A 15,031-nucleotide genomic window follows, 5' to 3' on the forward strand; every position below is an offset into this window, starting at 1 on the left:
TTTCATAAGTGCTTTTTAAAACCATAAATCAACATAAAAGCACCCTCATCCTAACCTTCTCCCAGAGGGCATAGGTATCTACACAATTAAATCTATTTAAGTTAAATTGGAGAGCATGCTCTCCAATTTAACATTCCACACTTAGATAACCGATTAGTTAAACGCCACGGACGTCTTGTAAAACTTAATATGAATCCACTTGCTTCATTAGCCCCAGCGCTTAAAGATATTGCCTCTACCCAAAAGACTAGCTTTGCTACAACCCAAGCAGTTTGGCGTTTCTTAAATAACGAAAACGTTTCATTTCAACAACTCAATCAGCCTCTTCAAAAACTTGCGCTTGAACAAATCGCTCTATCGAATCACCACTATGCCTTAGTTGCTCATGATTGGTCTCAACTACAATATTTCAAACATAACAACAAGTTAAATAGATTCAAAAGAACACATGCAAGTGACAAAGGCTATGAATTACAAAGCAGTTTATTAATTGATGCGGAAACGGGTTTACCCATTGCACCATTAGATCAAACTTTATGTGATGCTACTGGACGTTATTCAACATTTACTGATGGGCATAAAATAAAAGAAACCCATTTAAATACACTATGTGAACAAATCGAACATATTGAGTCTTTACCAATAGAAAAGAAACTCGTACATATTATTGATCGTGAAGGAGATTCAATTGCTCATCTTAGATTATTGAATCAACAAGAACATTTATTTCTTATTCGAGGTAAAGAAGGAAATCGTGTTGAATATCAAGGAGAAGATGTTAAGTTAAGAGACGTATCAGACCAAATACCAACCTCACAAACCCATACAATTCAATATAAAGGGAATTGCGAACAACTTTATGTTGGTGAAACTCAAATCAGTATTACGCGTAATGCAAGACCAATGCAAAAAGATGAAACGGGAAAAAGAGTTCCACCACAAAAGGGAAAGTCATTAACCGTTCGACTGATTGTAGTTGAAGTTAAAAATAAGCAAGGAAAATCACTTTCTCGTTGGAGCTTATTAAGTAATGTATCATCAGAAATTCCAAGTATAGAATTGGCAACTTGGTATTACTGGCGTTGGAAAATAGAAAACTATTTGAAGTTGTTAAAACAGGCGGGCCATGACATTGAGTCATGGCTACAAACAACTCCGCAAGCGATATTAAGACGACTCTTAATTGCAAGTATGGCATGTGTATTAACTTGGCGAATACAGCGAGAAAATGATGAGAAAAATTCAAGAGTTAGAGTCTTTCTAACACGTCTATCAGGAAGGCAACAAAAAAGAGGAACAAGGGAAAGTGCTCCTGCAATTTTGGCTGGTCTGTCAATATTACTGAATACACTACAATTATTATCTGAACATTCGGTTGATGACCTTAAGCTGATTGCTGAAATTGCATTAGAGTCTCTACAAAAAGATGTGTAGATACCTATGCCCAGAGGGAGAAGGAACTTTCAATACCAATATAATTCACTTCACATGATCATTTTTTGATTTATGAAAGATCTTTAATGGCTTTCTAAATTCAATACCTGTACTAACGACTATAAAATTTTGAGTTTTTTAAATATAGAACAGATTTTTATCAAAAAATAATTCAATTGAAAAAATAGCAAGCAGAAGCTCCCTTCTTCACGACTAGCTAACTTTGCTTTAATCCATTGATTTGGGTCTGTTGACAATTCGTCCACGTTTGCGACTACGTGTGTTTTTTAGGCGATACTAGGTACGAAATACAAAATTTAGTCATTCTAAATAATGAGAAACATCGTTTCGCAAGGCAACACGTAGCGGCAAAAAATACGCTAGTCCCCCGCTGCGCCTTGCACTGCAAACAAAGCAGTGCTTTGTTCTTGCTCAGGGTTGTGGCTAAAATTATCTCAGCCTTCGTTATGAAACTCGAAAATAGTCTCGCTATTCTCATTATATAAAAAAAGTAAGTTTAAATAAAAAAGCCTGAAATTTTGATTCAAGCTTTGAAAGCTATTCTTTATAACTCTAATAAAGGTGTTAATTCCCTTCTTGCAATCTCATAGGCTTCATCACGATCTACGCCCATTGCGTATAGCAATAACTCAGCGATTTCAGTACCTGCATCTCTCCAGGTTTTATGCCCTTCTAATACGAGAAAAATAGATGTCAAAACAGATCCTGCGATCAAAGACATGATAGAAAGCAGTTGATCCTCACGGAATGTATATCGCTTATTGTCTAAACCAGCCATTACATCTGGCAGGGGTGAATCACTACTTGACCATAAAGCCATTAATGATTTTGAACTGAAAGCAAAACGGCATATAAATCGTCCCCAATCAGACTCTTCATGTGCTCTACGAATATACATACGAATGCCAGTTGCAAGACGAATTGCCGAATCTGGTTCATTCCCTAGTGTTTTAATAACACGTGCATTCATTTCTTCCGCAAGTTGAGATGCGATGTCTTCAAACAATGTATCAGGATCTAACTGATTATTATAAATAGTGCCACGAGCCACCCCAGAAGCTGAAGCGAGCTCACTTATGCTAATATTAGTAGAGCCTTTTTCAGCAAAAAGTTTTAATGCTGTCTTATGGATTCTTTGCTGAGATGAAGATAAACGCACAATTTAAGCCTTTTGAACAGGAATGCAGTATTTGAACAATTTTGACTATTATTATACAAATTATACTATTCATCAAAACTTTTTATGAGTTTCTTACGTAACCAGCCCAATTTTGCTTTTATCCGTTGATCTGCATTTTTTCAATAGACTGAGTAACTTGCTCACGAATATGCTATATACCTTGTTGCGTAATATCTAAAGTAGATATTCGCTCCCCAAAGCTAAAGTAAAACGTTAAGGCTTGGAAATCAGTAAATATCCTAGTCCAGTAGGAATAGGTGGAAAAATATCTCCACTTCTTAACTTACTTATTCAGTTTAAATGTTTTAAGAAATTTCTGCACAGTAGTATTTTGCTGAATATCATTGGCATTTTAAGAATACATCCCTGTATTCTTAAAACTTGGTTTATTGTTTTGCCCAATGTAGGCTCTTTTCCCATAACTCATTGGCTAAATTTATATTCTGAGCAGCTTGAGAAGAAGCTTTAACTTTACAATCTTCATAATAGAAACCTGTATCGCCAGCAAGCTGTGGCTGGGTAGCACAATAAAGTGTTGTTTTAGCGCCTTCTTCAGGGCTAATCATAAAGCGACGAATAAGCTTAACTAAGGGTTGTGGCAAACCTCGCCATACATTGGTGGAAACCACGCCTGGATGAATGGCATAGGTCGTGACACCTCTACCATACAGACGACGACCCAATTCTTTTGCAAACAATATATTGGCAAGTTTGGCTGTTGCATATTCTTTTAAGCCACCCAGACTTTTGGTTGATTTCAATACAGCACTGAAATCAATACCCTGTGCATGTCGGTGTGCCTTACTTGCAACCACGATCACACGTGCGGGTTTTGATTCAATCAATTTTTCAGTGAGCAATTGGGTGAGTAGAAAATGCCCAACATGGCAAATACCGAATGTAAGTTCAAAGCCTGATTGAGTCATCCCCTTCTGGCCTGCCAAGCCAGCATTGGCAATGAGTAAATGCAAGGCTAAGTTTCTGGAAAGAAATTGTGCCGCACACTGACGTACAGAGTCTAAATCAGCGAGATCTAACTCTATAAATTCCGCCTTTGCTCGCCCAAAACTAAGACTTTGGATTTCTTGAAGTACAGCTTGTGCTTTCTTTTGAGAGCGACACGCTAAAAAGACATGATAGCCTTGTAGTGCTAATTCTCTTGCAGTGACTGCGCCTATACCTGAGTTTGCACCGGTAATTAAAGCGACTTTGCCATTTAATTTGAATTGAGACATGCTGTTATCCTGCCTGTTGCTGTTTTTTTAGAAGGTCTAAAGCGACATCGACAATCATATCTTCCTGCCCTCCCACCATACGACGAAGACCCAATTCCACTAAAATATCAACGGTATTTAGGCCATAACGTTTAGAAGCTATCTCGGCATGACGCAAGAAGCTTGAATATACCCCAGCATACCCTAATGCAAGTGTTTCACGATCTAGACGTACTGGGCGATCTTGCAATGGTCTCACTAGTTCATCAGCAGCATTCATCAACGTAAATAAATCAGTACCATGATGCCAACCTAAACGTTCAGCAGCGGCAATAAACACTTCCAACGGTGCATTGCCAGCACCAGCCCCCATACCCGCAAGGCTGGCATCAATACGGTCACAGCCTTCTTCCACAGCAACTATAGAGTTCGCAACACCTAAACTTAAATTATGGTGCGCATGTATACCTGTTTGTGTTTCAGACTTTAGAACATCTTTCATCGCTCGGAAGCGTGCGCGAATATCTTTCATTGACATAGTACCGCCTGAATCCACCACATAGATACACTGTGCACCATAGGACTCCATCAGTTTACCTTGTTGTGCCAATGCTTCAGGCGTGGTCATATGGCTCATCATCAGGAAGCCCACGGTATCCATACCCAATTCTCGAGCGTACTCAATATGCTGTTTGGAGATGTCAGCTTCTGTACAATGTGTTGCTACACGAACAACTCTGGCACCAGCGTTATAAGCCGCTTTGAGATCGTGAATCGTACCTATACCGGGTAATAACAAGGTTGCAATTTTTGCATGCTTGAGTACATTCGCGGCTGCCTCAATCCATTCCAGATCTGTATGTGCACCAAAACCATAGTTAAAGCTTGAACCCTGTAATCCATCACCATGCGCAATTTCGATACTGTCTACTTTTGCTTCATCTAACGCTTTGGCAATTTCCTGTACATTTTGGATGGTGTATTGATGGCGGACTGCATGACTGCCATCACGCAAAGTCACATCGGAAATATATAATTTTTTGATCTTATCCATTGCTTAGCCCCCATCCGATGCACGTTGTGATTGGATTGATGCCGCCATTTTCTCGCCTGTTGCCAACGCTGCCGAAGTCATAATATCCAGATTTCCGGCATAGGCAGGTAAATAATGCGCTGCACCCTCAACTTCTAAAAACATACTGGTTTTTAGCCCAGAAAATTTCCCTAATCCTGCAATATTGAGTGGGGCAGATTCAGGAATCACCTCAAACTGGACTTTTTGTTTTAAGCGATAGCCAGCAACATATTTTTGAACCTCAGCCACCATCTGCTCAATCGAGGCTTCAACCGCAGCCTGATCCGCAGCTTCAGACAACACATACACCGTATCACGCATCAATAAAGGAGGTTCAGCAGGATTGAGGACAATAATAGCTTTGCCTTTTACTGCACCACCGACCGTTTCCAAAGCTTTCGATGTTGTTTCAGTAAACTCATCAATATTTGCCCGTGTTCCTGGACCAGCTGACTTACTGGAAATAGAGGCCACAATTTCAGCATAATGGACTTTGGCAACTTTTGAGACCGCTGCAACAATCGGAATCGTTGCTTGTCCACCACAAGTCACCATATTGACATTGAGCTGGTCAATGTGTTGTTCCAGATTCACCACAGGAACGCAATAAGGACCAATTGCCGCAGGGGTTAAATCCACCATACGGATATTTGGCTTATGTTGTCTTAATAAGGCATGGTTTTTAATATGTGCATTGGCAGAAGTGGCATCAAAAACAATATCAATGTCTTTAAATTCAGGTAAGTGAATAAGCCCTTGAACACCTTCAGACGTGGTTGCAACCCCCATTCTTTGGGCACGAGCCAAACCATCCGATTCTGGATCAATACCAACCATGACAGCGATTTCAAGATGCTCACCGTAACGTAGCATCTTAATCATGAGATCACTGCCAATATTGCCACTACCAATAATTGCAGCCTTGATTTTATTTTTTGATTGATTATTCATATTCTCCACCTATACCAAATGGCAACTGACAGAACCTAAACGGCCAATATAGGCAGTCACACTATCATTAGCTTGGACATTGACCATCGGACCTAACGCACCAGATAAAATGACTTCACCGGCTTTTAATCCCATACCCTTTTCACACATGGTACGAGCCAACCACCAAGCCGCTTTCAACGGATGACCAAGACAAGCCGCTCCACTGCCTTTTGATGCCACGACTTTATTGTGTTCTAGCTCCATTTTCAGTTTCGCGAAATTTAAATGACCAATGGATATAGGTTGGCTTCCAAGAACAAACAAACCACAAGAGGCATTGTCTGCCACCGTATCTTCCAGTGTGATTTTCCAGTTATGAATCGCGCTATCAACAATTTCTAATGCAGGTACAGCATAGGCTAGAGAAGCAAGGAACTCTCCCCAAGACGGAGCATACCCGCTTAAATCTTTTGCCAAAATAAATGCGATTTCCGCTTCAATTTTAGGTTGCAATAATTGTCTGACGGGAATACTGTCACCATCTAGATATTCCATATCATCAAATAAAATTCCAAAATCAGGTTGATCTACACCTAGCTGCTGTTGAACCGCTTTGGAGGTTAAACCTACTTTTTTCCCGATAATTCTTGAACCTTGGTTCAGCTTATATTCTGTATTAATTTGTGCCACTGTATAAGCGTCATCCAATCCAGAAACTTGATAACGCTGAGTAATTGGGGCAATTGTTTCACCAGATTCACGCGCTTGTCTAAGGGCTTCTGCTGCTGCATGTAAATGTATACTCATACAGTCACCTCATTGTATTGCTTAGATCTCTGCTCCAGTTCTAATTGCTGTTGTAACTGTTGAATAACTGCATTGATTTCCGCTTGTCTGGAAACAGCAAAGGTAAATCGATCTGGTCGTAATAAAGCAACAGGTTTATCTTGCCCACTCTTTCTTAACCAGTTCACCATATTGCCCTCGATATCTTCTACTTCCAATACATCAGGGTTCAGGTTCCGTGCAGTATGTGCTTGTGGGCGTTCAGCATAGGGATAAAGCGTAATAAACTGACACCCCAACTGTTTTAGAAACTGCTTAAATGTTTCAGACATGCCTTGTGTTGGGTCTACGCTTAAGCCAATTAAGGCATAGCCCTCACCCAGCAAGGAATCCAGTAAAGTTTGTTTACCATCAAAACCTCTAACGATTGGCTGTGGTGAAAGACTACCTTCTGGGCTCAAACGATGCTGACGCGCTAAGCCAAAATACTGACCTTTGGTATAGACAGGTTTTGGTTTAAAGCCACCTTCCTGCCCCCACTCTTTGAGTTTAGGAGTAGCAAGCACTCCTTTAATCACGCCATCACGGATTTTTCCAATCAATGGGTTGGTCATTGAAACAAGGTCTTTGAGTAATACTGAACCTTGTATCATTGCTTTAGCATGATCATGACGCTCACTTTCATAGCTATATAATAGTTTTTCACCCGCTTGACCATTGAGGACCGCACTGAGTTTCCAACCTAGATTGGCTGCATCACGGATACCTGAACTTGCGCCTTGCCCCATAAATTGTGGAGTCATGTGGGCAGCATCACCTGCCAGAAACACACGTTTATCTCGCCACTGATTGGCAACCAAGGCATTGAAGGTATAGACCAGTTTACGTTTTACTTCAAAGTCATCAGGATTTACGAATTTGGATAACAACATACGTACTGTTTCAGGTTGTTCCATATATTCTTTGGGTTGACCTTTTTTCAGCATAAACTCAAAGCGATGGAATCCATCTGGCTGTACACAGCTCACTACCGGTAGATCTGGATCAACTACAAAATTAAAATACGGTAGATGACGTAAGCCCTTATTTCGGTCTTTCTGTTTTAGATCCACAACCAGCCATGGCTCTGGGAAGTTTTTCCCTGACATTTCAATACCAAGCTTGGCACGAACCGTACTACGACCACCATCAGCGCCGACCAAATAACGTGCGGTAACTTGTTGGACGTCATTATCCCCCTGTACTTCTGTTTTAACATCAGTCTCATCACTAAAACGATAGACTTGTGTTGCCTGATGAATCACAGTCACACTGTCTGCATCTTGACTAAAATTAATCAGCTCTCGTCCACGCAAAATTTGAACATTTGGATATTTGGCTAAAGCATTGGTTAACGATTTTTCTAAATAAGGTTGATAATAGAAATTCACCACCGACCAACCGAATGGACGTTTTAAAGGTTTGTATTGTGCAATCACGGTTCCATCTGGACGAACCAGTTGTACAGGCGTATCCAAGAGCATATCTTTTTGTAGTTCTTCCGCCATATCAATCGACTGGAAAATACGCATACATTCATCATCGGTATACACCGCACGGGCATTGCCATAAAATACAGGTTCACGTTCCAACACCAATACTTGGTGTCCACGTTTGCCTAAAATATGAGCCAATACCAATCCAGTTGGTCCTAGACCTGCAATCACCACATCTACATTTTGTGATGTCGTTTTTTTAATTTTCTGACCTGTCATGTTTAGAACCTCTAAAACTAGATGGGTGAATATTCAGGATGAATCACAGTTGAGATTCCCTGCTTCAAATTATTTAAATTGGTGGAAAGCATATACAGCTTGCTTGGATTCTCGGGCTTGTGTCCCCAAGAACTGATTGCAAAATACTTAGTCGGCTTCCATGTGCTTTCATCAACCACCAATGCAGCCCAGCCAAACTCAATTTCAAAACCTGATGGACTAATCACATAAAACGACAATTCCTTGTCGTTTGGATGCTGCCCAATTTCATGCGCCATTTCATAACCAAGCTGCTTACATCTTTGAAAGGCATTGGATAAGTCATCTAAAGAGGCACCTTGTAGATTCATGTGTTGCACTTTAGTCCGAATCGGATCTAGAGCGACTTCTCTGGTCGTAGCGATCGCAACTGAATGATGACGTTCATTTAGACGTAAGAAAGTTACATCCAGTGTTACACCACTAATGACTTGCTCAATCTGGTCACTCAATCTTGCATCAAAGATTTCCTGCCAAAACCGTTGCATCTTTAAAGGCTTCCGCGAGGTAATCGCCACATGTCCCATTCCTGCATCACCCGTCACAAAGCTTGAGGTCAGCATATTTAAGGGTTCATCACTCAAGTTGGCTTCAACAAACAGCTCGATATTCTGTTTTTTAGGTCCCAAGATGCGCCAGAATTGCTTTACGCCTCTTTGCTCAGCCTCGGCCAGTGTACTTTTTTCAACGATAATTTCACGTTCAACCAATCGTTTGAGAATAATGTCTAGTGATTTTTGGTCTGTAACCTGCCAGCCCAATGCAATAAAGTCTTCTGCACTGCCTTTTTGAACAATTAGACGTTTAGCATGATGATCCATACGAAAGCTAAGTTCATTCATTGACTGTTCTTCATTGTTAAAGTGCAGTCCTAAACCTTGTTGCAGAAACACATTCCACTGTTTTAATTTGTTTGATTCAATCACTGCATAACCCATACGGACTGAACCAAAAATATCCTGATCTATTGTGGTGCTATTCATATATTCACCTTTTCAATTGATAGCTTGCCTAGCAAAGAAATCTAGACTGAGTTGATTAAATTCATCAGCTCTTTCCCACTGCACCCAATGACCAGTGTTCGCAAATAAATACACATCGCAATTTGGCATGATCTTTTGTAAGGTTAATGCTCCACTTGGACGGTTCACTAAATCATTCGCACCCCAAACTACCAAGGTTGGAACTTTGCTTTTTTTAAGTCGTGAATCACGGCTGAAGTCCATTCGAATGGCGCTTTTCAATCCTGTAGGTCGTCTTAATGGCGGTGCTGCAACCACGTCTGGATCAATACTGGCTTGGAAACGTTCTCGTATGACACTTTCTGGAACTTGACTGCCATCAAAAACCAGATATTCACGGATAAAGGTTCTAAGCTTATCCATACTTGGTCCTTTACCAGCGTAATAATTTAATAGGCAGTTCAGACCTTTCGTCGGTAGACCTTTGGTCGTATTAATTCCACCAGGTCCCATAAGAATTAAGCTTGCTACTCGTTCTGGTTGTTCTAGCGCCATGCGTAAACCGCATGCACCACCAAGTGAATTGCCAATGATGTGAACTTGCTTAATTTTCAATGCATCCAACAAATCCAACATTATTTCAGCTAAATCTCCAAATGGATCATCTCGATTTACACCTTTTGAAGATTGTCCATAACCCTGCATATCTGGGATAAGGACACGATGTTTAGTCGCTAAAGCGTCTATATTTTTAGAATAATTCGATAATCCAGAAGCACCTGGACCACCGCCATGCAACATAAGAATCGGGAAACCTTCACCCTGTTCACTTAAGAAAATCTGTCTCTGACCAAATTTCACCATTTGGGATGTCAACGTATTCGTGTTCGTCATTTTTTCTTTCTCATATACTTCACACAACTAATTTGAACACAGGTGTTCAAATTAATCAATATTTGTTCATTTAATTAAAATCCATATATTTCAGTTAGATATAATTTTTATAAAAATTTATTCGTTAAAAACCCTAAAAAAATATAATTTTACACATGGATTGTATTTTGAACATTTTTGTTTAATATTTTATATTCATGTTTATTTCAAGGATGCCACTGTGATTGGATCACTCAAATCAAAATTTATGTTTTTTATTATTTTAAGCCCAGCCTCTTTAACTTATGCATCTGGTGTTTTTGTCGATACACAGACTGCATCTGGTGTAGGTTATGCTTTTGCGGGGTCATCAGCACTTGCACAGAATGCAAGTGTGGTCGCCTATAATCCTGCAGCAATGATGGGTTTAAGTTCAGGCCATTATTTGTCAGGTTCAGCATCCTATGTTGATGCACAAACCAATTTCAAAGGGGAAAAAAACTCATCAATTTCCCCCATCGTTCCAACAGGGAGTGAGGAAGCTAACATTGAACGAAAATTTATCGTGCCAAGTGCCCAATATGTATATCGCAGTGAACAACCATTTGCTGTAGGGATGAGTGTATCTCCACTTTATGGCAATAAAGGTGAGTGGGATAAAGATTTTGTTGGGCGATATCAAGGGCTTAAAACTGAAGTCACAGGTGTGAACGTAAATGCTTCATTGGCATTTGAAATCAATCCGCAACTCATGGTTGGATTAGGATTAAATTATCTTGATTTTGATGCCACGCTTACCAGAAAAGCGGCACCGCTGATCAATACTAATCCATCTCTTTACTTGGGGGATGCTCAGGGTGAATTAAAAGGGGATGGAGATGGCTGGGCCGGAAATATAGGGATATTCTTACGACCAACGGATAAGTTAGATCTGGGTTTAACTTATCGTTCTGAAACAAGTTTAAAACTGGATGGTTCTCTAACCGTCACAACACCTGCTGCAAAATTGGTTAATCCAGCTACGGTCGAGGTTAAAATGCCACAAAGTGCGAGTTTGGCAGGCGCCTATCGTTTTACGCCTCAATGGACAGCGCTTGCAGAACTTACTTGGTATGATTGGTCTATTCTTCCTGCTTTTAGTGCAGTAAATCCTAACAGTAATGCCGTTGTATACGAGGAACAACTCAACTTTAAAGACGGTTTAAGATCAAGTATCGGCGCACTCTATCAAATTACACCGATGACACAACTTCGATTCGGTATGGCCTATGATCAATCTGTGGTTGAGTCATCCTCTGATCGAACGGTTCGATTTCCAGATACCGATAGAATCTGGGTTTCTTTAGGGGCAGGTTTTCAAGTGACACAAAACCTCGGTATAGATGTTGGGTATTCACATATTTTTGCAAATGAGGCAACAATTGAAAGTCCAACTGTTGTTGCAGGTAAACCAACGATGCAGACACTCAATGGTTCTTTTGACACTGACGCAGATATTTTTTCACTTCAGTTAAATTATAAATTTTAATGGTATAGCCCAAGTTCACATTATCAAATAAGGTGGACTTGGGTTATTAACACTTAGTCTATTTTTATCCAAACCTGACTTCGACCTAAGGCTGAAGTACCAATATATCCTCGTAAAATTATTCTTGTACCATTCCCATTCATTTTAATTTTTCCTTTATAAATATTACCATTCATCGGATCAATCACATGACCATCATTATACTCATTAGGTCGATTCACATTTTTCTTAAACCCATAAAGAATCCTCATTTCTTTCAATGGGATATCTTTTAACTCCCCCTTACATTTAAAACATTTATCCATTAAAGCCGAGCTGTGACCAGGCAAAGGGTATATTTCCTCAATTCTACCTTCGTATTGACCATCATAGCTTTTGTAAATATTGATCTTTGCTCTTACATAACCATTTTTATCATCTATTGCCTTCCACATCCCCGTAATATCTTGAGCCCATGTATTTGATATAAAAATATTGAATAGAAAAATCTGGATAAAAATCATCCCTACTGATTTCATAAACATTTCCCCCCGCTCGTTAAAATTATCTTTTCAAAAAAACTAAACGTATTCCAATTAAAATAATACAAAAATATTAAACACTATTGTTCAATTTTAATCACTATTGATCTAATATAAGCCTATTGATATTTTGTTGTCTAGAAATACTAGCGACTAAAAAATTACAACTCTGCTGAGGAACAGATATGACAAACACAATATTTCAGCAAGGAAGAATTGATGTGCATCATCACATTGTTCCTCCAGTTTTTAGAGAAGCGATGCTGAATAAAGGCATCGATAAAGTCGCTGGTGCCCCGTTACCTATATGGACACCAACACAATCGATTGACATTATGGATCAGATTGGCACTGAGACTGCACTCGTCTCTCTGTCCGCTCCCGGTGTCTATTTTGGAGATGTACAACAAGCATGTCGCTTGGCTCGTCAATGCAATGAATACACAGCTGAAATGCGTCAAAACTTTCCAAATCGGTTTGGATTCTTTGCCGTTCTTCCGATGCCCTTGACTCAAGAAGCTTGTGCTGAAGCGATATATGCATTAGAAGTCCTGAAAGCGGATGGCATTGTCTTATTGGGAAGTACCAATGGTATTTTTCTTGGTGACAGCCGCTTTGAAGAACTCATGTTTGAACTCAACAAACGTAAAGCGATTGTGTTTATTCATCCAAATCTGCATGAGACCAGTGAAAATCTAGGATTGACCACGCCTGGATTTATTCTAGAATTTTTACCTGATACCACACGTGCAACAGTTAATTTAATCACTTCAGGGGTGATGGAGCGCTATCCAGATATCCAGTTTATTCTCGCGCATGCAGGGGGGTTCCTACCTTATATTGCATGGCGAGTCTCGCTAGGTAACTTAATGACTGAAATGAATAAAAATGCACCACAAGGGATCATGACCTATATCAAGCGTTTTTATTTTGATACTGCTTTATCACCATCTCCTTACGCCATGTCAGCATTAAAAGAACTTGTAGGTACTGAACGAATTTTATTTGGTAGTGATTTTCCATTTGCACCTGCGCCAGTGTCACATATGCAAGTACAGACCCTTGATGAGTTAAGCATTTTTAATGAGTCAGATCATTATAAAACTCAAAGAGGAAATGCACTTAGTTTGTTCCCTCAATACAAAAAAGCAAATGAAGAAGCCAGTCCACGTCCAATTTACCAACAGGAATCTTTGGGTAATAAATTTAAACGTTGGATGACCCAGCCGATTATTGCAATTGCAGAAAAAAAGCGTGCGAAATAAGATTATTGAGACATTTGTTATGGCTTTACATATAGTTCATTTTATTGATACCCAACATAAAAAATGTTGGGGACTCATTCAGGAAGATCAAATTACTTCCTTTCTGCATGACTTTGAAAGCACCCAAGAAATTATTCAATATGGCATTCTAAAACTAGCAAAATTAGCGATGGAGAGTAAAGAAAAATACTTACTCGATGAGATAGAGCTACTCAGTCCAATTACGAATCCATCACAAATATTATGTCAGGGTGCAAATTACCGCCAGCATATGCTTGATTCAGGCATCAATCCTGATACTCAATCATTTAATATGTTTTTTACCAAATCCTTGGCATCAATGCATGGACCAACAGGATGGATTGAAAAGCCAAACCATGTTGATTTACTAGATTATGAAATTGAATTAACACTGGTGTTGGGGAAAAAAACGCAAGGCTGTGTCACCGTCACCACCGAAAATTTACATGAATATATTGCAGGCATATGTATCGGCAATGATATTTCAGCGCGTGATATACAGATTCCACAAATCCAATTTTATAAGGGAAAAAGTTATCGTACGTTCTGTCCGCTTGGCCCTGTGCTTTGTTTATTGAGTAAGGCAGAAATGCATTATCTCAACAAATTACAACTTAAGCTAAAAGTAAATGGTGTAGTCCGTCAACAAGACTCTACCGAGAATCTAGTCTTTAAACACGCTGAGACACTGACTGAGTTCTCCCAGATAACTAATTTTGAAGTGGGTGATGTACTCATGACAGGTACGCCATCTGGATGTGCACTTGGATTGCCATCGACAACACTGATAAAAATGATGGGACTTTTACCTGAGAAGCTCAAATGGCAATTGTTTAACAAAAGCCAGTCCCGACGCTCCCAATATCTAAAAATTGGTGATCAGATTGAATCTCATATTTTTAGTAGTGATGGCAAAATCAATTTAGGCTATCAAAAACATACTGTTTGTTAATTAGAGAATCCATTGTTATGAAAAAATATTTGTTTTTATGTTTACTTGCTGCTCATCCAGTTCATTCATTCGCATCAGACCAGCTCAATGGTACGGTATGGAAAACGATTGATGATCAAACCAATCAACCAAGGGCTCTTGTAAGATTTAATGAAGATAAAAATGGTGCCTTATCAGCGACCATTGAAAAAGTTCTGGTTCCTAGTGAAGCGAATAAATGTAGCAAGTGCGAAGGAGCCTACCAAAACAAATCATTGGTTGGTCTGACTATCGTCAAAAATTTAAAAAGTTCAGGTGAAAACAAATATACGAATGGATCAATCTTAGATCCTAAGACAGGTAAAACCTATAGCTTTAATGCAACCCTATCTCCTGATGGCAAGAAGCTCAGTGGCCGAGGTTATATCGGTATTTCTGCACTGGGTAGAAGTCAAACCTGGTATAAAGTTAAATGATTTGAAAGAATTAGAGTT

The 15,031-nt window shown here is 39.5% G+C and carries 14 protein-coding genes; 5 read left to right on the forward strand and 9 right to left on the reverse strand.

Annotation, left to right across the window (positions count from 1 at the left end; all coding sequences use genetic code 11):
- Window positions 1-189 precede the first annotated feature (189 nt).
- Window positions 190-1,434 (forward strand): transposase, encoded by a 1,245-nt coding sequence (locus AC07WY_RS16485; RefSeq protein WP_494736753.1) that lies wholly within the window; start codon window positions 190-192, stop codon window positions 1,432-1,434.
- Between the two features lie 565 nt (window positions 1,435-1,999).
- On the opposite strand, the gene AC07WY_RS16490 is transcribed toward AC07WY_RS16485, so the two are convergent.
- From AC07WY_RS16490 to AC07WY_RS16525, 8 genes are all read right to left on the reverse strand, one after another.
- Window positions 2,000-2,614 (reverse strand): TetR/AcrR family transcriptional regulator, encoded by a 615-nt coding sequence (locus AC07WY_RS16490; protein ID WP_494736754.1) that lies wholly within the window; start codon window positions 2,612-2,614, stop codon window positions 2,000-2,002.
- Between the two features lie 407 nt (window positions 2,615-3,021).
- Complete coding sequence (locus AC07WY_RS16495) at window positions 3,022-3,870, reverse strand: SDR family oxidoreductase (protein WP_494736755.1); 849 nt, start codon at window positions 3,868-3,870, stop codon at window positions 3,022-3,024.
- A gap of 4 nt (window positions 3,871-3,874) precedes the next feature.
- Window positions 3,875-4,903, reverse strand: a complete 1,029-nt coding sequence (gene dmpG / locus AC07WY_RS16500) for a 4-hydroxy-2-oxovalerate aldolase (RefSeq protein WP_494736756.1) — start codon at window positions 4,901-4,903, stop codon at window positions 3,875-3,877.
- A gap of 3 nt (window positions 4,904-4,906) precedes the next feature.
- A complete protein-coding gene (locus AC07WY_RS16505) occupies window positions 4,907-5,875 on the reverse strand; it encodes an acetaldehyde dehydrogenase (acetylating) (protein WP_494736757.1) in 969 nt (322 codons plus the stop codon).
- Window positions 5,876-5,884: 9 nt separating this feature from the next.
- On the reverse strand, window positions 5,885-6,664 hold the full coding sequence (locus AC07WY_RS16510) for a 2-keto-4-pentenoate hydratase (RefSeq protein WP_494736758.1): 780 nt from the start codon (window positions 6,662-6,664) through the stop codon (window positions 5,885-5,887).
- Complete coding sequence (gene mhpA, locus AC07WY_RS16515) at window positions 6,661-8,397, reverse strand: bifunctional 3-(3-hydroxy-phenyl)propionate/3-hydroxycinnamic acid hydroxylase MhpA (protein WP_494736759.1); 1,737 nt, start codon at window positions 8,395-8,397, stop codon at window positions 6,661-6,663. The genes AC07WY_RS16510 and mhpA overlap by 4 nt, the downstream gene beginning before the upstream one ends.
- Before the next feature lie 17 nt (window positions 8,398-8,414).
- Entirely contained in the window at window positions 8,415-9,419 is a 1,005-nt protein-coding gene (locus tag AC07WY_RS16520) for a VOC family protein (RefSeq protein WP_494736760.1), read from the reverse strand.
- Between the two features lie 12 nt (window positions 9,420-9,431).
- Entirely contained in the window at window positions 9,432-10,292 is an 861-nt protein-coding gene (locus AC07WY_RS16525) for an alpha/beta fold hydrolase (protein WP_494736761.1), read from the reverse strand.
- 220 nt (window positions 10,293-10,512) lie between these two features.
- Here AC07WY_RS16525 and AC07WY_RS16530 point away from each other — a divergent pair, with 220 nt between their 5' ends.
- Entirely contained in the window at window positions 10,513-11,799 is a 1,287-nt protein-coding gene (locus tag AC07WY_RS16530; RefSeq protein ID WP_494736762.1) for an OmpP1/FadL family transporter, read from the forward strand.
- A gap of 53 nt (window positions 11,800-11,852) precedes the next feature.
- On the opposite strand, the gene AC07WY_RS16535 is transcribed toward AC07WY_RS16530, so the two are convergent.
- Window positions 11,853-12,317, reverse strand: coding sequence for a DUF2147 domain-containing protein (locus tag AC07WY_RS16535; protein WP_494736763.1), 465 nt, complete (start codon window positions 12,315-12,317; stop codon window positions 11,853-11,855).
- Window positions 12,318-12,505: 188 nt separating this feature from the next.
- Here AC07WY_RS16535 and AC07WY_RS16540 point away from each other — a divergent pair, with 188 nt between their 5' ends.
- The 3 genes from AC07WY_RS16540 to AC07WY_RS16550 are packed head-to-tail and all read left to right on the forward strand — an operon-like array spanning window position 12,506 to window position 15,013.
- Window positions 12,506-13,585 (forward strand): amidohydrolase family protein, encoded by a 1,080-nt coding sequence (locus AC07WY_RS16540; protein ID WP_494736764.1) that lies wholly within the window; start codon window positions 12,506-12,508, stop codon window positions 13,583-13,585.
- Between the two features lie 19 nt (window positions 13,586-13,604).
- The gene (locus tag AC07WY_RS16545; RefSeq protein ID WP_494736765.1) at window positions 13,605-14,558 is read left to right on the forward strand and encodes a fumarylacetoacetate hydrolase family protein; all 954 of its coding nucleotides are present in this window, start codon (window positions 13,605-13,607) and stop codon (window positions 14,556-14,558) included.
- Between the two features lie 17 nt (window positions 14,559-14,575).
- Complete coding sequence (locus AC07WY_RS16550) at window positions 14,576-15,013, forward strand: DUF2147 domain-containing protein (RefSeq protein ID WP_494736766.1); 438 nt, start codon at window positions 14,576-14,578, stop codon at window positions 15,011-15,013.
- Window positions 15,014-15,031: the final 18 nt, after the last annotated feature.

Source organism: Acinetobacter sp. GW821-FHT01C12, assembly GCF_059422625.1.

Excerpts from the sequence above, each read along its gene's own strand:
- AC07WY_RS16485 (WP_494736753.1), top strand. The coding sequence starts at position 190 with ATGAATCCACTTGCTTCATTAGCCCCAGCGCTTAAAGATATTGCCTCT.
- AC07WY_RS16540 (WP_494736764.1), top strand. The coding sequence starts at position 12,506 with ATGACAAACACAATATTTCAGCAAGGAAGAATTGATGTGCATCATCAC.
- AC07WY_RS16505 (WP_494736757.1), bottom strand. The coding sequence starts at position 5,875 with ATGAATAATCAATCAAAAAATAAAATCAAGGCTGCAATTATTGGTAGT.
- mhpA (WP_494736759.1), bottom strand. The coding sequence starts at position 8,397 with ATGACAGGTCAGAAAATTAAAAAAACGACATCACAAAATGTAGATGTG.
- AC07WY_RS16535 (WP_494736763.1), bottom strand. The coding sequence starts at position 12,317 with ATGAAATCAGTAGGGATGATTTTTATCCAGATTTTTCTATTCAATATT.
- AC07WY_RS16545 (WP_494736765.1), top strand. The coding sequence starts at position 13,605 with ATGGCTTTACATATAGTTCATTTTATTGATACCCAACATAAAAAATGT.
- AC07WY_RS16525 (WP_494736761.1), bottom strand. The coding sequence starts at position 10,292 with ATGACGAACACGAATACGTTGACATCCCAAATGGTGAAATTTGGTCAG.
- AC07WY_RS16495 (WP_494736755.1), bottom strand. The coding sequence starts at position 3,870 with ATGTCTCAATTCAAATTAAATGGCAAAGTCGCTTTAATTACCGGTGCA.
- AC07WY_RS16550 (WP_494736766.1), top strand. The coding sequence starts at position 14,576 with ATGAAAAAATATTTGTTTTTATGTTTACTTGCTGCTCATCCAGTTCAT.
- AC07WY_RS16520 (WP_494736760.1), bottom strand. The coding sequence starts at position 9,419 with ATGAATAGCACCACAATAGATCAGGATATTTTTGGTTCAGTCCGTATG.
- dmpG (WP_494736756.1), bottom strand. The coding sequence starts at position 4,903 with ATGGATAAGATCAAAAAATTATATATTTCCGATGTGACTTTGCGTGAT.
- AC07WY_RS16510 (WP_494736758.1), bottom strand. The coding sequence starts at position 6,664 with ATGAGTATACATTTACATGCAGCAGCAGAAGCCCTTAGACAAGCGCGT.